General features: G+C 72.1%; 18 protein-coding genes. 8 read left to right on the top strand and 10 right to left on the bottom strand.

Annotated elements, in window-relative coordinates; translation table 11 throughout:
* The first annotated feature begins 448 nt into the window (after positions 1–448).
* Positions 449–1,144, top strand: a complete 696-nt coding sequence (locus AC07AB_RS29965; RefSeq protein WP_478573271.1) for a M23 family metallopeptidase — start codon at positions 449–451, stop codon at positions 1,142–1,144.
* 234 nt (positions 1,145–1,378) lie between these two features.
* On the opposite strand, the gene AC07AB_RS29960 is transcribed toward AC07AB_RS29965, so the two are convergent.
* Entirely contained in the window at positions 1,379–1,954 is a 576-nt protein-coding gene (locus AC07AB_RS29960; protein WP_478573268.1) for a TetR/AcrR family transcriptional regulator, read from the bottom strand.
* 263 nt (positions 1,955–2,217) lie between these two features.
* Here AC07AB_RS29960 and AC07AB_RS29955 point away from each other — a divergent pair, with 263 nt between their 5' ends.
* Positions 2,218–3,732 carry an MDR family MFS transporter gene (locus AC07AB_RS29955; RefSeq protein ID WP_478573266.1) on the top strand — a complete coding sequence of 505 codons (1,515 nt, stop codon included), beginning with the start codon at positions 2,218–2,220 and terminating at the stop codon, positions 3,730–3,732.
* Positions 3,733–3,892: 160 nt separating this feature from the next.
* On the opposite strand, the gene AC07AB_RS29950 is transcribed toward AC07AB_RS29955, so the two are convergent.
* On the bottom strand, positions 3,893–4,498 hold the full coding sequence (locus tag AC07AB_RS29950; RefSeq protein ID WP_478573264.1) for a CGNR zinc finger domain-containing protein: 606 nt from the start codon (positions 4,496–4,498) through the stop codon (positions 3,893–3,895).
* 56 nt (positions 4,499–4,554) lie between these two features.
* Here AC07AB_RS29950 and AC07AB_RS29945 point away from each other — a divergent pair, with 56 nt between their 5' ends.
* Positions 4,555–5,757 carry an MFS transporter gene (locus AC07AB_RS29945; RefSeq protein WP_478573261.1) on the top strand — a complete coding sequence of 401 codons (1,203 nt, stop codon included), beginning with the start codon at positions 4,555–4,557 and terminating at the stop codon, positions 5,755–5,757.
* A gap of 280 nt (positions 5,758–6,037) precedes the next feature.
* Positions 6,038–6,493 (top strand): VOC family protein, encoded by a 456-nt coding sequence (locus AC07AB_RS29940; RefSeq protein ID WP_478573258.1) that lies wholly within the window; start codon positions 6,038–6,040, stop codon positions 6,491–6,493.
* A gap of 198 nt (positions 6,494–6,691) precedes the next feature.
* Here the strand turns inward: AC07AB_RS29940 and cseC are convergent, their stop codons facing one another.
* The 5 genes from cseC to AC07AB_RS29915 all read right to left on the bottom strand — a co-directional run bounded on the left by cseC (position 6,692) and on the right by AC07AB_RS29915 (position 11,563).
* Positions 6,692–8,026 (bottom strand): two-component system sensor histidine kinase CseC, encoded by a 1,335-nt coding sequence (gene cseC / locus AC07AB_RS29935; protein WP_478573580.1) that lies wholly within the window; start codon positions 8,024–8,026, stop codon positions 6,692–6,694.
* A gap of 134 nt (positions 8,027–8,160) precedes the next feature.
* Positions 8,161–8,865, bottom strand: coding sequence for a two-component system response regulator CseB (gene cseB, locus AC07AB_RS29930; protein ID WP_478573256.1), 705 nt, complete (start codon positions 8,863–8,865; stop codon positions 8,161–8,163).
* A 7-nt stretch (positions 8,866–8,872) separates the two neighbouring features.
* On the bottom strand, positions 8,873–9,475 hold the full coding sequence (locus AC07AB_RS29925; RefSeq protein WP_478573253.1) for a hypothetical protein: 603 nt from the start codon (positions 9,473–9,475) through the stop codon (positions 8,873–8,875).
* A 53-nt stretch (positions 9,476–9,528) separates the two neighbouring features.
* A complete protein-coding gene (locus AC07AB_RS29920) occupies positions 9,529–10,077 on the bottom strand; it encodes a SigE family RNA polymerase sigma factor (protein WP_363135313.1) in 549 nt (182 codons plus the stop codon).
* Positions 10,078–10,627: 550 nt separating this feature from the next.
* The gene (locus tag AC07AB_RS29915; RefSeq protein WP_478573251.1) at positions 10,628–11,563 is read right to left on the bottom strand and encodes an HhH-GPD family protein; all 936 of its coding nucleotides are present in this window, start codon (positions 11,561–11,563) and stop codon (positions 10,628–10,630) included.
* 227 nt (positions 11,564–11,790) lie between these two features.
* On the opposite strand from AC07AB_RS29915, the gene AC07AB_RS29910 reads away from it, so the two are divergent.
* Positions 11,791–12,330: a pyridoxamine 5'-phosphate oxidase family protein gene (locus AC07AB_RS29910; protein WP_478573248.1), complete on the top strand. Its 540-nt coding sequence runs from the start codon at positions 11,791–11,793 to the stop codon at positions 12,328–12,330.
* A 198-nt stretch (positions 12,331–12,528) separates the two neighbouring features.
* Entirely contained in the window at positions 12,529–13,341 is an 813-nt protein-coding gene (locus tag AC07AB_RS29905) for a hypothetical protein (RefSeq protein ID WP_478573245.1), read from the top strand.
* A 442-nt stretch (positions 13,342–13,783) separates the two neighbouring features.
* Here AC07AB_RS29905 and disA read toward each other — a convergent pair whose 3' ends face one another.
* Positions 13,784–14,908 (bottom strand): DNA integrity scanning diadenylate cyclase DisA, encoded by a 1,125-nt coding sequence (gene disA, locus AC07AB_RS29900; RefSeq protein WP_478573242.1) that lies wholly within the window; start codon positions 14,906–14,908, stop codon positions 13,784–13,786.
* Between the two features lie 88 nt (positions 14,909–14,996).
* Positions 14,997–16,409 carry a DNA repair protein RadA gene (gene radA, locus AC07AB_RS29895; protein ID WP_478573239.1) on the bottom strand — a complete coding sequence of 471 codons (1,413 nt, stop codon included), beginning with the start codon at positions 16,407–16,409 and terminating at the stop codon, positions 14,997–14,999.
* Positions 16,410–16,842: 433 nt separating this feature from the next.
* Here radA and AC07AB_RS29890 point away from each other — a divergent pair, with 433 nt between their 5' ends.
* Positions 16,843–18,513 carry a BACON domain-containing protein gene (locus AC07AB_RS29890; protein WP_478573236.1) on the top strand — a complete coding sequence of 557 codons (1,671 nt, stop codon included), beginning with the start codon at positions 16,843–16,845 and terminating at the stop codon, positions 18,511–18,513.
* 31 nt (positions 18,514–18,544) lie between these two features.
* Here AC07AB_RS29890 and AC07AB_RS29885 read toward each other — a convergent pair whose 3' ends face one another.
* Positions 18,545–19,366: a DUF3109 family protein gene (locus tag AC07AB_RS29885; RefSeq protein WP_478573233.1), complete on the bottom strand. Its 822-nt coding sequence runs from the start codon at positions 19,364–19,366 to the stop codon at positions 18,545–18,547.
* A 45-nt stretch (positions 19,367–19,411) separates the two neighbouring features.
* On the opposite strand from AC07AB_RS29885, the gene AC07AB_RS29880 reads away from it, so the two are divergent.
* On the top strand, positions 19,412–20,443 hold the full coding sequence (locus AC07AB_RS29880) for a Ppx/GppA family phosphatase (RefSeq protein ID WP_478573230.1): 1,032 nt from the start codon (positions 19,412–19,414) through the stop codon (positions 20,441–20,443).
* Positions 20,444–20,451: the final 8 nt, after the last annotated feature.

Genomic DNA, 20,451 nt, shown 5'->3' with positions numbered 1-20,451 from the left:
CGCCGCACCCGGGCCGTCGGTCCCGAAACGGACATACGAAAGTCCCGCCGGAATTCGAGTGGATCTTATATCGCGGTGACATGACGCACAGGGCTCAAACCCGGTACTAAACGCATTAGGGGGAGCGCTATGACCGGACCCGGGACTTTCGGCCCGCCGGGTGCGGGGCTTTTGCGGGGGAGGAGGCCGAGGCTTTCGGGCGTACGAGCGTACGGGCAGGTCAAGGGGTTCCCCGCGAGTGCCGGGCGAGCGTTTCGGCGTCGCCCGGCGGGGGTTTTCCGGTTTGGCTCGCGCTGTCGGTAAGAGGCGGAATTCCTTTTCCTCCAGTACGGCCGAGGATAGTAGCGGCCCCCCTTGGCGGCACGCCATTGCCGGGTTACCAAGGTATGGCGCTCCCGGTCCGCAGCCGGGACTTAATCATTCCTGGCACCCCTGGAGGTTGTTCCGTATGTCGAAGCACACCCCGTTCCGTAGTCCGAAGAAGTCGAACAAGTCCGTTCTCCGTACCCGTGCCGCCGTGCTGGCCGCCGGGCTGGGGGCTTCGGCCGCGCTCGGCTCCGGCGTCGCGATGGCCGCGGACGCCGGCCACGGCAGCCTGCTGGAGCTCGGTTCGGTGTCGGCGCTCGACAGCGCGATCAAGGCGCAGGCCAACAACCAGCAGAAGTCCGCCGACCAGCAGAAGAAGGCCGCTGAGCAGCACAAGAAGGACGCCGCGAAGAAGGCCGCCTCCTGGGTGAAGCCGGTGGGCTCCTACCAGATGGGTCAGCCGTACGGCATCGCCGGCAGCCACTGGGCGCACGACCACAGCGGGCAGGACCTCGTGGTCAACACCGGCACCCCGGTGGAGGCCGTGCACGGCGGCACCGTCGTGAAGGCGGGCCCGAATGGCGGCGGCGACGGCCCGGCGTACGGTAATGCCATTGTGGTCAAGCACGACGACAACACGTACTCGCAGTACGCGCACCTTTCGAAGATCGGCGTTCACGTCGGCCAGTCCGTGAAGACCGGCGAGGAGATCGGCCACTCCGGTTCCACCGGCAATTCGACCGGCCCGCACCTGCACTTCGAGATCCGCACCAGCCCGGATTACGGCACCTCGGTGGAGCCGCTCGGCTTCATGAGTGCCCACGGCCAGAAGCTCTGAGCCCATTCGGCGAGCTGAATCGGCGAGCTAAACGGCGAGCTGATTCCAGCGGACAGCGGACAGCGGACAGCGGACAGCGGACAGCGGGCAGCGGACGGCGGGCCACGGATTCGGCGGACTGATTCCAGTCGGACTCAGTGGGTCGGCTTCACCTGAGCCCAACTGAATCCCGATGAATCCACATGACCTCGGCTGGGTGGGCTCGGACGACGAGTCCACCCAGCCGCATGGCACTCACACATGAGATCCATGGGCTTGGGTCACCAAATCGATGGCGACCTCCAGGACGGCCTTGCGCTTCTCCTCGGGGTCGCCTTCGATGTTGTTCAGCGCGAACATTCCGACGTGCACGCTGAACAGCGCGACCACGCAGCGGGCCTGGTCCGCCAGCGGCGCCGTGGGGTCCTGGAGCACATCGCTCATGGCGGACATGCGCTTTTTGAAGCGCTCGCCGATGCTCAGCTCGCGCACGGTCGCCTGGTTCTCCTGCATGAAGCGGAAGAGAGGGGCGGCATCGTTGAGGGATGTGCTGTAGCGGCGCAGGAGCTCCGTCTTGGTGTCCAGGCTGTGGGGTTCTCCCTGGGCCCAGGCGATGAGCTCGTCCAGCGGGCGGCCGAGGTCTTCGAAGATCGAGACGAAGATGTCTTCCTTCGTCTTGAAATGGTAGTAGAGGGCGGCCTTGGTGACGCCCAGCTCCTCGGCGATCTCGCGGAGTGAGGTCTTCTCGTAGCCCTGCTCGGCGAAGAGTCCGAGAGCTACGTCCTGGATGCGCTGGCGGGTGTCGCCCCGGCGCGCCTGCGATGTGCCCATGGATGCTCTCCTGCGTTCGTCTGGCTGTGGGGCCTGTTGTAACTTACTTGACGCCCGGCTAGTAGCGGCTCTACCTTACGGAGTGTACCCACCTAGCCGGTCGGCAAGTAAGTTGTCGGTCCGGCTCTCTTGCCGCCCCAGGGGGAGCAAAAAGTATGTCAAGCGCCCGTTCCCGACACGAGGCCCCACCAGCCGATTCGCCGAAGAGTCCGGCAAAGACTCCGGCAAAGGTCCCGCAACCGCGCAGCGTCCGCGTCGTTCTGATGGCGCTGATGATCGCCATGCTGCTGGCCATGCTGGACAACATGATCGTGGGCACCGCGATGCCCACCATCGTCGGAGAGCTGGGCGGCCTCAGCCACCTCTCCTGGGTTGTCACCGCCTATACGCTCGCCACCGCCGCCTCCACCCCGATCTGGGGAAAGCTCGGCGACATGTACGGGCGCAAGGGCATCTTCCTCACCTCGATCGTGCTGTTCCTCATCGGCTCGGCGCTGTCGGGCATGTCCCAGTCGATGGATCAGCTGATCGCCTTCCGTGCCGTCCAGGGTCTGGGCGCCGGCGGTCTGATGGTCGGCGTGATGGCGATCATCGGCGACCTGATTCCGCCCCGTGAGCGCGGCAAGTACCAGGGCATGATGGCCGGCGTGATGGCCGTCGCCATGATCGGCGGCCCGCTGGTCGGCGGCACCCTCACCGACCACCTCGGCTGGCGCTGGTCCTTCTACATCAACCTGCCGCTCGGTGCGATCGCCCTGGCGATGGTCACGGCGGTGCTGCACCTGCCGAAGAAGCGGGCCGAGGGCCGTATCGACTACGTGGGCGCGGCGCTGCTGACCATCGGCATCACCTCGCTCGTGCTGATCACCACCTGGGGCGGCACGCAGTACGCCTGGGGCTCCGGCCGCATCATCGGGCTGGGGGTGCTCGGGGTCGTCGCGCTCATCGCCTTCGTCTTCGTGGAGCGCAAGGTCAACGCGCCGATACTGCCGCTGCACATCTTCCGCAACCGCAACTTCTCGCTCGTCACGGTGGTCGGCTTCCTGGTCGGCTTCGTGATGTTCGGGTCGATGACCTTCCTGCCGCTCTACCAGCAGTCCGTGCAGGGCGCCTCGGCCACCAACTCCGGCCTGCTGCTGCTGCCCATGCTGCTGGCGATGATGGTCGTCTCGCTGATCGCGGGCCGCGTCACCACCCAGACCGGCAAGTACAAGATGTTCCCGATCATGGGTGGCGCGCTGATCACCATCGGGCTGGCGCTGCTCGCCCAGATGGACACCGAGACCTCGCGCTTCACCTCGGGCATCTACATGGCGGTGCTCGGCGCCGGCATGGGCTTCCTGATGCAGATCACGATGCTCATCGCGCAGAACAGCGTCGAGATGAAGGACATGGGCGTCGGCTCCTCGTCGGCCACCCTCTTCCGTACGATCGGCGGCTCGTTCGGTGTCGCGATCTTCGGCGCGATCTTCACCAACCAGGTGAAGGACACGATGGTGGAGCGCCTCGGCGACAAGGGCGGCGCTTTCGTCGCCAGCGGTGCGCAGATGGACCCGAAGAAGATCCACGGACTGCCGACCATGATCAAGGACGCGTACATGCACGCCGTCTCCAGCGGTACGCACAACGTCTTCCTGTGGGGCGCGGGGATCAGCATCATCGGGTTCGCCGCCGCCTGGTTCATAAAGGAGATCCCGCTCCGAGGCGCCGAGCCGAAGCCGGAAGACACCCCGGCGGACGCGTCTCCGGCCGAGCAAGCGGCGGTCAGCAGCGCCTGACGCGCCCGGACCGACCCGCCACCACCTGCTGCCGCACCCGCTCCCTGCCCGCCCCCCTGGGTCGGGGGGCGGGTGCGGCTGTTTCTTCTACGGGTTCTTCTACGGGGAGGGGCGCGGCCGGTCCGTCAGGTTTTCTACGGGGAGGGGCGCGGCCGGTCCGTCAGGCGTGGGCGCGGCGGTGGGCCGCCACGCGTTCGCGCGTCGCGCAGCGGCGTGAGCAGAAGCGGCGGGCGGGGCCGCTGTTGAGCGTGACGAAGACATCGCGGCAGCTCGGCGACGCGCAGAGACCGCCGGGCGGGCGCTGGCGGTCCCAGACGAGGACGGTCAGGGCGAGGCAGGACGAGGCGAGGAACCACTCGCCCAAGGGGCCGTCGTCGTGGCTGTCGAGGTGGGGGTGCCAGGGAGAGCCGCCGCCGTGGGCGGTGAGGCGGAGGTGGGCGCTGGTGCGTTGGAGGAGGAGGTTCAGTACGGCCGCGGCGGCGTCCACGTCGGCGGCGGCGAACACCTCACGTAGCGCGTCGGCCACCTCCCGCATCTCCGCGATGTCGCGGGCGGAGAGGGAGACGGGCTCGGATTCGCCGTGCGCGCGCAGCACTTCGGCGACGGCGTTACCGGTGGGGCCGGCGGGGTTGTCAGTGGGGCCAGCGGGACCAGTGGGGCCGTCGGCGGCGGTCTCGGCGGACAGGGCGTTGATGAGGGCTGCGGTCCGCCGGGCGGTGCTCTGCACCGAGTGCCGGGTGGACCATTCGCTGTTCGGAGTCAGCACCAGGCGAATGTAACGCTCCTGGTCATGTTCTGCGTTACGTACGTAACGTGCCTCGCATGAGGAAGCGTTACGCGATGGGGTCGTACGCGCTCGGTGCGGCGACCGCCCGTACCGGTGACGAGATGTCGGGGCCCGCCCTGCTGCTGGCCGGTCTCGCGGCCACCGGATCGGCATCCTCCGGGTCCGCGCTGCTGGCGGGCATGACGGTCTCGGCCGCGGCCGGTGGCCCGCTCTTCGGCGTGCTGCTCGACCGGTCCACACACCCCGGCCGACTGCTGGCCGGGGCGCTCGCGGGCTATGCCGCCGCGCTGGCCGCCGTCCTCATCAGCCTCGGCCGCCTCCCCTTTCCCTGCACCGTGGCGATCGCGGTATTCGCGGGGCTGCTGGGGCCGGCCCTGGCCGGCGGCTGGACCTCGCAGTTGCCGCGTGTCGCGTCGCCCGAGGCGCTGCCGCGCGCCAACGCCTTCGACGCGATGACGTTCAACGTCGCGAGCCTGGCGGGCCCGGCCCTGGCCGGAATCGCCGCGGGGCTGATCGGAGCCCGGGCCGGAGTGGCGGTCGCCGTCGCGCTCATCTGCCTCGCCCTGCCCTCGGCGTGGACGCTGCCCCCGGCGGCCCGCCCGGCGCGCGCCGCACCCGCGGCCTCGGTCCTCGCGGGGCTCGCGGCGGGATTCCGCGCCGTCGTACGGACACGGACCCTGGCCCGGGCGACGGCGGCCTCCGTGGTCTCCTGCCTCGGCGAGGGCATGCTCGTGGCGTGCGCCCCGCTGCTCGGGGTACAGGTCCTCGGCGGTGCCGGGCGCGGCGCGCTGCTGCTCTCCGTCGTCGCCGCCTCCGCCCTCGCGGCCAACGCGGCGCTCTCCCGCTTCCCCCGGTCGCTGCGCCCGGACACCGTTCTGTGGTGCGGCCCTCTCGTCCTCGCCGCCGCGTTCCTGCTGGCGGCCACGGGGCGGCCCGTACCGCTCATCGCCGCCATGGTGCTCGCGGGCGTCGCCGAAGGACCGCAGCTCACCGCCCTCTTCGCGGTGCGGCACCGGGAGGCTCCCGAGGGGCTGCGCGGCCAGATCTTCACCACGGGGGCGAGTTTGAAGATCACCGGGTTCGCGGTCGGGGCGGGGCTCGCCGGACCGCTCGCCGGCCGGTCCTTGACGGGTGCCCTGGTGACCGCCGCCGGGACCGAGGTCCTCGCCGCGCTGGTCTTCGCGGCGGTCGGCCTTTCCGGCTCGGCTTCTTCCTCTCCTGCCCCGTCGCGCAGTTGACTCTCGCCTCAGCCGGCGTGCAGAGCCCTTCCGGCGACGTTTGCGCAGCTCACAGTCGATTGTCAGACCCCTGTGCCAGCATCCATGACAGTCGGCATCCGCGGCGGCCGGCATCCATGGCAGCGAGCAGGACAGCAGGACAGCAGGGCAGATCGGACAGATCGAAGACAGCGGCAGTCGGCCGTGGACGGGCAGCCGCCCGCCCACGCGATCTCAAGAAGCGTGCTGAACCCGTCCTGCCTACGGTGGCAGTGACGGACCTCATCCCTAGGAGCGCGTCATGATCAAGGGTCTCGCCATCGGCAACGTCTGGGTGCTCGACCAGGACCGGGCCAAGGAGTTCTACACCGAGAAGCTCGGCTTCGAGGTCCGTATGGACATGACCATCGGCGGCGACGGCGGAATGCGCTGGCTGACCGTCGGCGCCAAGAACCAGCCGGACCTCGAACTGACGCTGTCGCTGCCCACCGAGGGCAGGCTGGACAAGGAATCCGTCGAGATGGTGAAGAAGCTGGTCGCCAAGGGGGCGCTGGGCCCCGGGGTGCTGACCACCGACGACGTCAAGGGCGACTACGAGGCGTTCAGGGCGCGGGGCGTCGTGTTCCTCCAGGAGCCTCAGGAGCGGCCGTATGGCATCGAGGCTGTCTTCCAGGACGACTCGGGCAACTGCTTCGCGCTCACCCAGCCGAGCGAGCAGATGGACATGAGCAAGGGCTGGGGGGAGTGCACCGAGTAGACCGGTCCGCCGCCGCCCGGCCGTACCCGCTGAGCCGCCGCTCGGGCCCCAAGGCCCGCCTCGGCTCGTCCTCGGCCCGTCTCGGCCTGTCCTCTGCCCGTCTCGGCCCGCACCGGCTCAGCGGGGGGCCGGCCCGCTCCAGGCTCCGATCCGGGCTCCGATCCGGGCTCCGGTCCGGGCCCCGCTCCCGGCCCCGGCTCAGTCCGGGACCTGGATGACCGGGAAGCTGCCCGTGCTGGTGGGGGCCGACTCGGGGAGCCACAGCACCGCGACGGCGCCGGTGCCGCCCTCGGCGACCGGGTCGGCGTTGCGGAAGGTCAGGCGTGCGCCGAGGACCCTGGCCTGGCCTGCCGCGATGGTCAGGCCCAGGCCGTGGCCCTTGCCCGCGCGGTCCTTGCTGCCCGTACGGAAGCGGCTCGGGCCCTCCCGCAGCAGTTCCTCCGGGAACCCCGGGCCGTGGTCGCGGACCCGCAGCACCCGGCCCTCGACCGTGACCTCGAACGGCCCCTTGCCGTGCTTGGCGGCGTTGGCGAGGAGGTTGCCGAGGATGCGCTCCAGGCGGCGCGGGTCGGTGGAGACGTAGGCGTCCCGGATGACCCGGCAGTGGGCGTCCGGGGCGACGACCCGGACCCGGCGCATCACGAACTCGCCGAGTTCGACGTCCTGCATCTCGGCCCGCTCCGCGAAGCCGTCCAGCCGCGCCACTTCGAGTACGTCCTCGACGAGCGTGCGCATCGCCTGCGCCCGGTTCCGTACGAGCTCGGTGGGGCGGCCGGGCGGCAGCAGTTCGGCGGCGGTGAGCAGGCCGGTGACCGGGGTGCGCAGCTCGTGCGCGATGTCGGCGGTGACGCGCCGCTCGGCCTCCAGCCGGTCCTGGAGCGCCTCGGCCATCCCGTCCACGGCGCGCGCGAGGTCGTCGGTCTCGTCGCGCACCCGGCCGCCGATGGAGTCGCGTACGCGGACGTCCGACTCGCCCTCGGCGAGGTTGCGGGCGGCGACGGCCGCCTTGCGCAGCCGGCTGGAGAGCTGGCCGCCGATCAGGATGCCGAGCGCGGAGCCGCCGAGCACCACCGAGATCGACCCGATGACCAGCGCCTTGTCCAGCTCGTCGAGGATCGCGAAGCGGTCCTTGAACCGGGTGTGGACGGAGAGGATCTTGCCGTCGCGCAGCGGTACGGAGGCCCATACCTCCGGGGCGCCGCCCGAGTCCTGGAGGTAGGTGGCGCGCAGCCCGACGGCGGCGGCCTCCCGCAGCTGCTGCGGCAGCGCCGGGTCGTCGATCTTCGTGCGGAAGAGCAGCCGGTGGGTGGAGTCGTAGATGCGCTGGGCGTCCTGCACCCGCTGGTCCATCACATCGCGGCTGTTGTCGAGCATCGAGACGCGCGCGGCGTTGTGTACGACGAGGCTCAGCGCGATGGCGACGAGAGCGCCCACCCCGGCGATGGCGAGGCTGACCTTCCAGCGCAGCCCGGTGCGCAGGGCGAGCTTCACCGAGCCACGCCCCGTGCCCTGCCGCGCGGCGCGGCCCGGCAGGCGCGCGCCCTCGGCCCGGGCGTACCGGCGCGGCCCGGCCGCCCGGAGCCGACGCGGCCCGGCCGGGGCGAAGCGGGTGGCTGCCGGGGCGCGAGGGGGCTTTCCCCGAGGGAGTGCGGCACCATGAGGAGAGGCTAGCCTCGAAGTTTGTAGCCGAAGCCGCGGACGGTCTCGATGCGGTCCTGCCCGATCTTGCCGCGCAGCCGCTGCACATGGACGTCGACGACGCGGGTGTCGCCGCCCCAGCCGTAGTCCCAGACCCGCTCCAGCAGCCGGTCGCGGGAGAGCACGGTGCCGGGCGCGGCCGAGAACTCCAGCAGCAGCCGCATCTCGGTCGGGGTCAGCGCGACGGACCGGCCTCCTTTGCGCACCTCCATCCCCTCGGTGTCGACCTCAAGGTCGCCGAAGGTCAGTACGCCGCCCTCCAACTGCGCGTCGTCGGCGCCGGAGGCGCCGCCCGGCCCGCTGGCGTGGCCGAAGCGCCGCAGCACCGCCCGGATGCGGGCGACGAGCACGGCGCCGTCGAAGGGCTTGGTGACGTAGTCGTCGGCGCCGGCCTCCAGGCCGAGCACGACGTCGATGGAGTCGGCGCGCGCCGACAGCATGATCACCGGGACGGTCGACTCGTCGCGGATTCGGCGGCACAGGCTGACGCCGTCCAGCCCCGGCACCATCACGTCGAGCAGCGCGATGTCCGGCTGGTGGGCGCGGAACTTCTCCAGCCCGGTCAGCCCGTCCGGCACGGCGGTCACCTCGAAGCCGTCGCGCTCCAGGGCGAGCTGCGTGGCCTCGCGGATGACGTCGTCGTCCTCGACGAAAAGCACATGTGTATCGGCCACCGCTGCTCTAGCCCTCCGTTCCCGTGCTGGGGAGGTCGTCCTTGTCGTCGCCGTTGACGGTCTTGCTGTAGTCGGTGTGCGTGCGCCCCGTCTCCTGGAACTTGTTCTTCGTCCAGTGGTACGTGAACACGTCCTCGCCCGACGGGCAGCACATCGCGTCCCCTGAAGCGTAGATCTGCTTGGTCACCCGCAGGTCACGGCGGTCGATGTCGGCGTAGACAGGCGACTGCTCGGCCGAGAACACGTTCTCGTACGAGTCGGAGTCGCCCTTGGGCCGGTACACATAGGCACCCACGCCGAAGGAGTCGCCGCAGGTCAGGATGTTCACCACGATGTCGGTCCGGGACGAGCCGGTCAGCTGCCCGTACGAGACGTCGACGGGGTACTGGTTCTTCGTGCAGGGCTTGAGGCCCCGCTTGATCTGAGGGCTGACCTTCGGGTCCGCCTTGATCAGCGCGATGGCGTCGACCTTCTCCTGGGAGGGGGAGGCCGACGCCGATGGTGTTCGCTTCGCTCTGGCCGCGCTCTCGCTCTGTGCGGGGCCCTCTTTCCGTACGCCCTCGCCGCTCGCGTTGCAGCCGGACAGCACGAGGCAGGCGGCGGCGGCCATGGAGGCCACCGTGCCGCCGGTGATCAGTGCTGGCTTGGGAGGAGCCGGCTTTTTCAGGCCGCGCACCGTTCCTGCCCCCGCTCGCCTCGTTCCAGCGCGTGGAAGTCCAGGTCGCGGCTCTCCAGTTCCTGACGCAGACGGGCCAGCGCCCGGTGCAGCGTGCTCTTGACCGTGCCGGTCGACATGCCGAGCGCCTCCGCCGTCTCCTCAGTGCTCATCTGCTCCCAGTGTCGCAGCACGACGACGCTGCGCTGCTTGGGGGCGAGGACTCCGAGGATGTCCATCAGAAGTGCGCGGTCGGCGTGTTGCTCGGTGCCGTCCTCGACGCTCGCGTCCGGGAGTTGCTCGGTCGGCACCTCGTCGAGCTTACGGGCGCGCCACCACTCCGTGCGAGTGTTGATCATGACGCGTCGGAGATAGGCGTCGGCCAGGGACTTGTCGGCTATGCCGTCCCAGCGACCGTAGGTGCGCACCAGCGCGGTCTGGAGGAGGTCCTGAGCGTCGATGGGGTCCGGAACCAGGCGGCGGGCGCTGCGCAAAAGCGCGTCCTGCCGGTTGCGAACGTACTCCTCAAAATCCAGAACCTTGCCGCTGCCAGCCATCCGAGCAGCCTCCATTCCGCTTGCGTTCCCCGCGTCACGCTGGTGGTCGTCCAGCACGTAGAGGACGCTACGGAGGCGCTGTTGCAGCGCCATGTGCGATAGCCCTTCGGCATGTGCACAGCTGTCCATAGGTTGTGTAACAGGGGGAACGAACCGGACATTGCGTTCGTCCGGGTGTCGGACGGTGACGGTCCGGTGACGGCTTCGGGACCGGGTTTCGAGGGTGAAAGGCCCCGAGAATGGCGGCAGTTGGAGACTGTGGGGCGGTTGTGACGTTTGTTGTTACGGCAGCCGACATGATCCGTTACGTCCGCGGTCGGGGAAGCCGTTACGTCCATCGTCATGCCCACGGTTGCGTGAGCCGATACATCCGTCGTCACGTTCGCTGTCATGCGAGCCGTTACGTGAGCCGTCACATGAGCCGTGGCGTCCGTCATCGCGGAAGCCGCGCTGAGGGAAGCCGTCATCGCGGAAGCCGCGACTACGGAAGCCGTCGCGAGGGGAGTCGCGGCGAGGGAAGCCGCGGCCACGGAAGCCGCGACTTCCGTCGTCACGTCAGCGGCAGCCGGTACGCCCCGTCCGCGAGCGGTTCGACGAGCCCGTCCGCGACCAGCCCGTCGAGCGCGCGCGCCCGCTGGATGGGCTCGTCCCACACCCCGTCCAGCACCGCCTGCTCCACCGGCCCGACCGCCTCGCGCAGCACGGCCAGCAGCTTGCCGCGCACCTGCCGGTCCGTACCGGCGTAGGTCTGGCCGCGGCGCGCCGGGCCGTCGTGCGCCGGTGACCCGGCCGCCCGCCAGGCGCACTGCGCGGCGATCGGGCAGCGGGCGCAGGCGGGGCTGCGTGCGGTGCAGACCAGCGCGCCCAGCTCCATGGTCGAGGCGGCCCAGCGGGCGGCGGTCGACTCCTCCTCGGGGAGCAGGGCGCGGGCGAGCTTGCGCTCGGCGGCGGTGGTGGCGTTCGGCGGGTACTGCACGCCGGTCACGGCGCGCGCGAAGACCCGGCGCACGTTGGTGTCGAGGACCGCGTGCCGCTGCCCGTACGCGAAGGAGGCGACGGCGGACGCGGTGTACTCGCCGACCCCGGGCAGCGCGAGCAGCTTGGCGTGGTCGTTCGGCACGTCCCCGCCGTGCCGTTCCGCTATCGCCGCCGCCGCGCCGTGCAGCCGCAGCGCGCGGCGCGGGTAGCCGAGCCGGCCCCAGGCGCGTACCGCTTCACCGGGCGGTTCGGCGGCCAGGTCGGCGGGGCGCGGCCAGCGCGCCACCCACTGCTCGTACACCGGCAGCACCCGGCTGACGGGGGTCTGCTGGAGCATGAACTCGCTGACCATCACGGCCCAGGGGCCCGCGTCGGGGCGGCGCCAGGGCAGGTCGCGCGCGTGCGTGTCGAACCAGTCGATGACGGCGGCGTGCAGGGCCGCGGGGGGCGGGGACGCGGGGGCGGCGGCCGGCGTCGGGGGCGTGGTGGGCGTTGGCGTCGTAGTCATGGCTCATCGATCCTGGCACGCCCGGGCGGGACCGTGCGGCATGCCCCGGGTCGGACGCGCGTCCCCACTCGCTCGGGCCTGTGCTCCCGCCCCTGGCCCCGGCCCTGTCCCCGCCCTGTCCCCGCCCCGTCCCCGTCCCCGCCACGGCCGCGGGAGCTCCGGCGGGCGCGGGTGTTCCAATGTCATCGGCGCCGGGCGCTCCACCGTGCCCGAGCGCTGTATGCCGTATGCCGTACGCCACGTGGCGCGACGCCTGCCCCGAGGAGTTCACGATGACCCAGGCCGACACCGGCGGCACACCCGACACGGGCGGTGCCGGGCCCATCCTGCGGGCGCTCGACGGGCACACCACGATGACGCTCGCGTATGCCGACGAGGACGGCCCGCAGGCCAGCGCCGTGCTGTATGCGCGCGGCGGCGACGCGGACGCGCCGGTCCTGTACTTCGTCACCTCGACCTCCACCCGGCACGGCCGCGCCCTCGACGCGCCCGGCGCGCGCGCCGCCTTCACGGTGCAGCGCGACGGTCAGGAGTGGACGGAGCTGACGGGGGTGCAGGGCCGGGGCGGCTGCCGACGGCTGGCGGGCGCGGAACGGGCGGACGCCTGGCGTACGTACACGGAGCGCTTCCCCTTCACCGTCGCCTCCGAACGGCTGCGGGCGGCCATGGAGGCCACGGCCCTGTGGGAACTGCGCCCCGACTGGCTCAGATTGATCGACAACGCCCAGGGGTTCGGGCACAAGCGGGAGTGGTCCGCGTCACGTTGACGGCGGCTCGGAGCCCGTACGTCCGTACAACCCGCCGCTCCGCCGCTCCGCCGTCCGTCGGGCGGCGTCGGCGTGTCGCGGGCCGGACGGCCCCTGTGCCGCCTGTGAGCACGGCTTCCGGGCAGATGATGAGAAAAGTACGGGGCCCCACGGGGTGTATTGGCTGGTGCCGTGGCGGATCTCTCGTAGAGTCTTCGCGTGGGATCTCTGCGCAATCCGATCGGGCCGCTTCCCTCCTCCATCTACTGGCGGCGGAGGTCAGTTGCGCTGGCCCTGATCGCGCTGCTGGTGCTGCTGGTGGTGTGGGCCGTCAGTCTGGGCGGCAGCGGCAGCGGCAGCAAGGACGACCAGGGCAAGGGGTCGAACGGCGACGACTCCGGCTCCACCAGCACCATCACGCCGGGGCCGACCCCGTCCGGCACGCACTACAGCCAACGGCCGGGCGGCCGTGACGAGTCCGGCAGCGGCGGCGGAAGCGGCGGTTCCGATTCCGGTGGCAGCGGCGGCAGTGGGGGCAGCGGCGGCGGTACGGGCTCGGGCGGGGCCGCGGGCCCCGGCGTGCTCGGGGCCGGCGACGGGAAGGCCGTACCGGCCGGGTCGAGCCTGCCGGAGTGCAGCACCTCCGATGTCCATCTGACGGTGCGCAGCGTGAAGAACACCTACGCCCCGGACGAGAAGCCGAAGTTCGAGGTCATCGCCAAGAACACCGGCAGCGGAGCCTGCAAGGTCGACTTCGGAGTGAAGTCCGCCCTGCTGAAGATCGCGCCGACCGAGGAGCCCGACAAGCCGGTGTGGTCCTCGGGCGACTGCCCGAAGGGCAGCGGCCCGGTCCCGATCGAGGTCGCGGGCGGCAGCGAGACCAAGCGCACCGTGGAGTGGGACCGGAAGCCGAGCGCCGCCAATTGCGCGACCCCGGCCACGGATTCCGTCGAGCCCGGCACGTACCTGATCGAGGCGGAGATCCCGGGGCTCGGCAAGACGCAGGGATCCTTCGTCCTCGCGGAGGACTGACCCGCGGAGACTTGACCCGCGGAGGGCCGGCCCCCTCGGAGGGCCGACTCGCGGAGGCGCGGCTTGCCGGGGGCCGGGGGCTCCGCTCTGCTCCCCTGCGGGACGGGTTCGGTGAGCCCGTTTGCTCACGCCGCGCGCCGGCGCGCCAGCTCCTCGCGGAGACCGGCCGTGATCACCCGGAGCGCGAAGCGCGAACCTCGCGTCGAAATCGGGCGCGGTCCGCATCCTGGACCCGTGGACCCGTGGACCCGTGGACCCGTGGACCCGTGGACCCGTGGACCCCGGCCGTCCCCGACCGCCCGGGCAGCCGCACCGCCGACACCTTCCCGGCGCGCGCACAGCAGGCGCCGGAACGCGCAGTCGGCAGTAGGGCCGCCCGGGGGAAACGTTCCCCCGGGCGGCCCTACTGCCGTGCCCGACGCGGCTGCTTCCCGTGGAGCCGTTACACGTAGCGTTCGAGGATCGAGGACTCCGCCAGCCGGGAGAGGCCCTCGCGGACCGAGCGGGCGCGGGCCTCGCCGACGCCGTCGACGGCCTGGAGGTCGTCGACGCTCGCGGCGAGCAGCTTCTGCAGGCCGCCGAAGTGGTCCACGAGGCGTTCGATGATGGCGCCCGGCAGCCGGGGCACCTTCGCGAGGAGTCGGTAGCCGCGCGGCGAGACCGCCGAGTCGAGGGTCTCGGGCGAGCCGCTGTATCCCAGCGCACGGGCCACGATGGGGAGTTCCAGCAGCTCGGAGTGGGTGAGCGAGTTGAGCTCGGCCAGCGCCTCGGGGACCGTACGGGTCCGCTTCGCGGTGGGCTGGGGGACGTAGTCGCGCACGACGAGCTCGCGCTCCGGCTCGACACCGGCGATCAACTCGTCCAGCTGGAGCGAGAGGAGCCGCCCGTCGGTGCCCAACTCCACGACGTACTCGGCGATTTCGGTGGCGATACGGCGCACCATCTCCAGGCGCTGGGCGACCGCCGTGACATCGCGGACCGTCACCAGGTCCTCGATTTCGAGGGCCGAGAGCGTGCCCGCGACCTCGTCGAGGCGGAGCTTGTACCGCTCCAGGGTCGCGAGCGCCTGGTTGGCGCGGGAGAGGATCGCCGCCGACTCCTCCAAGACGCGCCGCTCCCCGTCCACGTACAGCGCGATCAGCCGCATCGACTGGCTGACGGAGACGACCGGGAAGCCCGCCTGGATGGAGACGCGCTGCGCGGTGCGGTGGCGGGTGCCGGTCTCCTCGGTGGGGATGGAGGCGTCCGGAACGAGCTGCACCCCCGCCCGCACGATCTTGGTGATGTCCTTGTCGAGGACCAGCCCGCCGTCGAGCTTGCACAGCTCGCGCAGCCGGGTCGCCGAGAACTCGACGTCCAGGACGAAGCCGCCCGTGCACATCGATTCGACGGTCCTGTCCATGCCCAGCACGATGAGCCCGCCCGTGTTGCCGCGGAGAATGCGCTCCAGGCCGTCGCGCAAGGCGGTGCCGGGGGCGACCGCGCTCAGCGTGGCGCGCATCAGGCCGTCGGCACCGGAGCTTCCCCCGGCCCTGCCGGGGCCCGATGCCCGGTCGTTGGCTGCCACTGCACTCCTCCGGTCGCAAGGTCAACGGTGCCGCAGCCCGCCCCTCCGGCGCGTGTACGCGGGCGTACGGGCGAGACCCGGGCAAAGTCTACCGGCGCTGGTCCTCCTCCTGTGGGGCCTCCCGGCGTACGCGCTTCGGCAGCACCCGGAGCGCGTCCCCTATGTCCGCGACCTCCAGTACCCGCATACCGCTGGGAATCTTCCCCGGGTCGCTCGGTACGAGGGCGTGGGTGAAGCCGAGGCGCGCCGCCTCGGCGAGCCGGCGCTGTACGCCCGTGACCCGTCTGACCTCGCCCGCGAGCCCCACCTCGCCGATCGCCACGAGGTTCTGCGGCAGCGGGGCGTCGCTCGCCGCGCTGGCCAGGGCGAGCGCGATGGCGAGGTCGGCGGCCGGTTCGGAGAGCTTCACGCCGCCGACCGTGGCGCTGTAGATGTCCCGCTTGCCGAGCGCGCTGATCCGGCCGCGCTGTTCGAGCACGGCGAGCATCATCGAGACCCGGGAGGTCTCCAGGCCGGAGGTGGTGCGGCGGGGGGAGGGGATCTGGGAGTCGACGGTGAGCGCCTGGACCTCGGCGACCAGGGGGCGCCGGCCCTCCAGGGTGACGGTCAGACAGGTGCCGGGCACGGGCTCGGAGCGGCGGGTGAGGAAGAGGCCGGAAGGGTCGGCGAGGCCGGTGATGCCCTCGTCGTGCAGCTCGAAGCAGCCGACCTCGTCGGTCGCGCCGTAGCGGTTCTTGATGCCGCGCACCAGGCGCAGCCGGGCGTGGCGGTCGCCCTCGAAGCTCAGGACGACGTCCACGAGGTGTTCGAGCAGCCGGGGGCCGGCGATGGCGCCGTCCTTGGTGACGTGGCCGACGAGGAGCGTGGCCATGCCGCGCTCCTTGGAGGCGCGGATCAGGGCGCCCGCCACCTCGCGGACCTGGGCCATGCCGCCGGGCGCCCCGTCGATCTCCGAGGACGCCACCGTCTGGACGGAGTCCATGACCAGGAGGGAGGGCTTGACCGTGTCGAGGTGGCCGAGCACGGCCGACAGATCGGTCTCGGCGGCGAGGTAGAGGTGGTCGGAGAGGGCGTTGATGCGGTCGGCGCGCAGCCGGACCTGGCTGGCCGACTCCTCGCCCGTCACATAGAGCGTGCGGTGTTCGTCGGAGGACGCCTTCGCCGCTACGTCCAGCAGGAGCGTCGACTTGCCGACCCCCGGCTCGCCCGCGAGCAGCACGACCGCGCCGGGTACGAGGCCGCCGCCCAGCACGCGGTCCAGCTCGTCCACGCCGGTGGAGCGCGCGGTGGCCGTGCGCCCGTCCACTTGGGCGATCGGCAGCGCGGCGGCGCTGACCCGGCCGGGCGCCGTCGTACGGACCGCTGGAGCGCCGCCGAACTCCTCGACCGTGCCCCACGCCTGGCACTCCGGGCAGCGGCCGAGCCACTTGGCGGTGGTCCAACCGCACTCGGTGCAGCGGTAGGAGGGCCGGTCCTTGGCGGACGCTTTACGGGTTGCCATGGCGGTAACGCTAGCGGCAGGGTCCGACAACGCCGAATGACGCGGGACAGTCCCAGGCGGCGCAGCCGGCGCAGGCAGCGCAGGGGGTGTCAGGGGCTGCCAGGTGAGCGGGAGGCGCCATCACGAAAGGTTGGGTTCGTGTCCTCTTTTGAGGGAGATGGTCACCCGTAAGGGTTAAAAGGGAGCAAGAGGCGCGAGGTGATCTGCATCGTCCTTCTACCGTCGCCGGGTGATGAGCAGCAGGCCCGACCACCCGACGCACTCCACCGGCGCACACCGGGCGCGGCGCCGTGCGCCCCAATCGCCTCAGGAGCCCCACCCGTCGCAGTCCCCCTTGCCCCATGAGCCCCAGTCGTCGCAGCCTCCTCTGTCTCCTCTGCCCCATGAGCTTCCGCCGTCGCAGCCGCGGTCGGCGCCCTTGCCGTCTCAGCCAATGCAGCCGTCTCAGCCATCTCGGCCATCCCAGTCGTCCCAGCCGTCTCAGCCGGTGAAAGAGCCGCCCGCGCGGTACGAGCCGTATCTGGACGGGCTGTTCACCTACTGCCTCTCCGTACTGTGCGAGCACGACGCGGCGACCGCCGTGCTCGGCGAGGTGCTCGCCCTCGCCGAGCGCCGCGACGACCGCTGCCCCGACGAGGAGGGGCTGCGCCGCCCCTGGCTGTACGCCCTCGCCCGCTGGACCTGTCTGCGCAAGCTCGCCGAGCTCAACGCCGGACACGGCGGAAACACCGCGACCGCCTCGGACACCGCGACCGCCTCGGACGCGGACGGCATGTCCGAGGCCGCCGCCGTACAGCGGCGGCGCGAGCTCGCCCGGCTCGCCTGGCCCGAGGCGGCCGGCACCTCCTCCGAACAGCGCGAGGCACTGGAGCTCGCCGTGCGCCACCGGCTCTCCCCGGCCGAGGTCGCGACCGTGCTGCGGATGGAGCAGGGCGCGGCGCGGGCCCTGCTGTCCGCCGCCGCGTGCGAGGTGGAGCGGACCCGTACCGCGCTCGCCGTCGTCGAACTGGGGAACTGCCAGGTCGTCGCCCGGCTCGCCGAGGACACCCACGTGCTGCTGGGCACGGCGCTCCGGAGCGAGCTGGTGCGCCATGTGGACGAGTGCGGCGACTGCCGCCGCACCGCCGAGCGGGCCACCGCGGGCGGACCGTGGCCCGGCATGGTGGCCGACGCCGCGACCCTGCCCGTACTGGAAGCGCCGCGTCCGGCGGCGCACGCCGCCATGCAGCTCGCGCTGCGGACACGCCCGGCGCGCGGCACCACGCTCGCCGGCCCGCGCTTCGACCGGAGCGGCTTCCCCCTCGCCCCCAAGGACCGCGCCGCGCGCCGCCGCCGGATGCGCAACCGCGCCGTGACGACGACGGTGGTCGCGGCGGTGGTGGCCGCGCCCGTTCTCGCCCTGTGGGCCGCCTACCGCGGCGCACAGGAGACGGGGGAGGGGCAGGACGGCGCGACGTCCGTGACGGCCCGTTCGCCGGACGGGCTCGACGGGCGCCCGTACGAGAAGGCGGGCAGCGTGCGCAGCGACCGCGCCGTCCCCCGCTATCCGGCGGAAAGCCCGTCGCCGGGCGTGTCGGTGGAGGTGACCGGCGCCGACGGGAGACCGCTCCCCGGCGCGAGTCGCGCGCCGGGGAGCGGCGGCGACGAGGACGGCGAAGGCGAGGGCGGCCGAGCGGACGGCGAGAGCGGCCGACCGTCCGGCGCGGGCTCGGCGCCGGGGAGGCCCGGCCCCGTACCGGGCCCCGGGCGGCTCACGGTCGACGCGCAGCCGAGCGGGGACGGTACGGCCGTGACGCTCACGGCGAGCGGCGGGCGGGCCGTGCGCTGGTCGGCCTCGGCCGACGCGCCATGGCTGAGCCTCAGCAGGTCGTCCGGAGCGCTGGAGCCGGGGCAGACCGTCACGATCATGGTCGGCGTGGACCACGCGCGGGAGCCCGCGGGGCCGTGGACCGCCCGGATCTCCGTGGCCCCGGCGGGCGCGGTGATCACCGTCGAAGGCCGGGGCCGGACCCCCACCCCGACGCCCACCCCGCCGTCCCCGAGCCCCACCACGCCGACCCCGACACCCCCGGCCCCGACGTCGGCGCCCGCGGGGGGCGGGTGAGATGGCCGCGGCGCGCCCGGCGGCCCGGTCCTCAGTCCGCCGGGTGCGGTGCCACCATCGGCAGCTGCGCCGCCAGCCTGGCCTCGCAGTGCTCGACCAGCCGCTCGTACGCCTCCTCGCCCATCAGCTCCGTCAGCTCGGGCGCGTACGAGACGTACACCGGCTTGCCCGCGCCGTGCGCGGACGTCGCCGACGTGCACCACCAGTGCAGGTCGTGGCCGCCGGGGCCCCAGCCCCGGCGGTCGTACTCGCCGATCGTGACCTGGAGCACCCGCGTGTCGTCCGGGCGGTCGATCCAGTCGTACGTGCGCCGGACCGGGAGCTGCCAGCAGACGTCCGGCTTGGTCTCCAGCGGTTCGCGGCCCTCGCGCAGCGCGAGGATGTGCAGCGAGCAGCCCGCGCCGCCCGCGAAGCCGGGGCGGTTCTGGAAGATGCAGGACCCCTCGTACCGGCGGGTCTGCCGCTCGCCGTCCTCGTCGACCTCGACCCAGCCGGACGCCTTGCCCTCGTCGTGGAACTGCCAGACCTCCGGCGACAGCCGGTCCACGTGCAGCGCGACCCGCCGCTCGTCGTCCTCGTCCGAGAAGTGCGCGCCCAGCGTGCAGCAGCCGTCGTCCGCGCGCCCGGCCTGGATGCCCTGGCAGCCCTGCCCGAAGATGCAGGTCCAGCGCGACGTCAGCCACGTCAGGTCGCAGCGGAAAACCTGTTCGTCGTCGGCCGGGTCGGGGAATTCGACCCAGGCGCGGGCGAAGTCCAGACCGACCTCGTCGGACGGCTGCGGCTGCGCCGTCTCAGCTCTCTTCGCCGTGTTCTTCACTTCTTTGTCCCGCTTCGCCTTTTTCGTCTTCGCCACCCCGCAAGCCTATGCGCCGTGCGGGCCCGCAGTAGCGTTCCGTCCATGAGACTCGGTGTCCTCGATGTGGGTTCGAATACCGTCCATCTGCTGGTGGTGGACGCGCACCCCGGCGCGCGCCCGCTGCCCGCCCACTCCCACAAGGCGGATCTGCGGCTTGCCGAACTCCTGGAAAAGGACGCCGGGGACCACGAAAAGGCCGGCGGGAATCACGGGAAAGGCGGCGAGGGCGCCGAGTACGGGAGTGAGAAGCGCGACACGAACGGCGGCGGCACCGGCGGCGCGATCAGCGAGGCCGGCATCGACCGCCTCGTCGACGTCGTCCGCAAGGCGCTCCAGGCCGCCGAGGACAAGGGCTGCGAGGACGTGCTGGCCTTCGCCACCTCCGCCGTCCGCGAGGCGGCCAACGCGGACGCCGTCCTCGCCCGCGTCCACCAGGCGACCGGCGTCGCGCTGTCCGTGCTCTCCGGCCCCGAAGAGGCGCGGCTCACCTTTCTCGCGGCCCGCCGCTGGTTCGGCTGGTCGGCCGGGAGACTGCTGGTCCTCGACATCGGCGGCGGCTCCCTGGAGACCGCCTACGGCATGGACGAGACCCCGGACGTGGCCGCCTCCCTGCCGCTCGGCGCGGGCCGGCTCACGGCCGGCTGGCTGCCCGGCGACCCGCCGGACCCCGCGGACGTACGGGCGCTGCGCCGGCACGTACGGGCCGAGATAGCCCGGGTCATCGGCGACTTCGCCCGGCACAGCGCGCCGGACCACATCGTGGGGACCTCCAAGACCTTCAAGCAGCTCGCGAGGATCGCGGGCGCGGCGCGTTCCCCCGAGGGCCTGTACGCGCAGCGCTCGCTGTCCCGCGCCGCGCTGGAGGAGTGGGTGCCCAGGCTCGCCGGGATGACCCGCGAGCAGCGCGCCGAGCTGCCCGGCGTCTCCGCGGACCGGGCGCCCCAGCTGCTGGCCGGCGCACTGGTCGCGGAGGGCGCGATGGACCTCTTCGGGGTGGCCGAGCTGGAGATCTGCCCATGGGCGCTGCGCGAGGGCGTCATCCTGCGGCGGCTGGACCGGCTGCCCGCCGGATGACGGGCGGT

This window comes from Streptomyces sp. NPDC044033 (genome assembly GCF_056434425.1).
The sequence above is the reverse complement of the archived record's forward strand: the minus strand, read 5'-3'. Positions and strand labels throughout refer to the sequence as shown.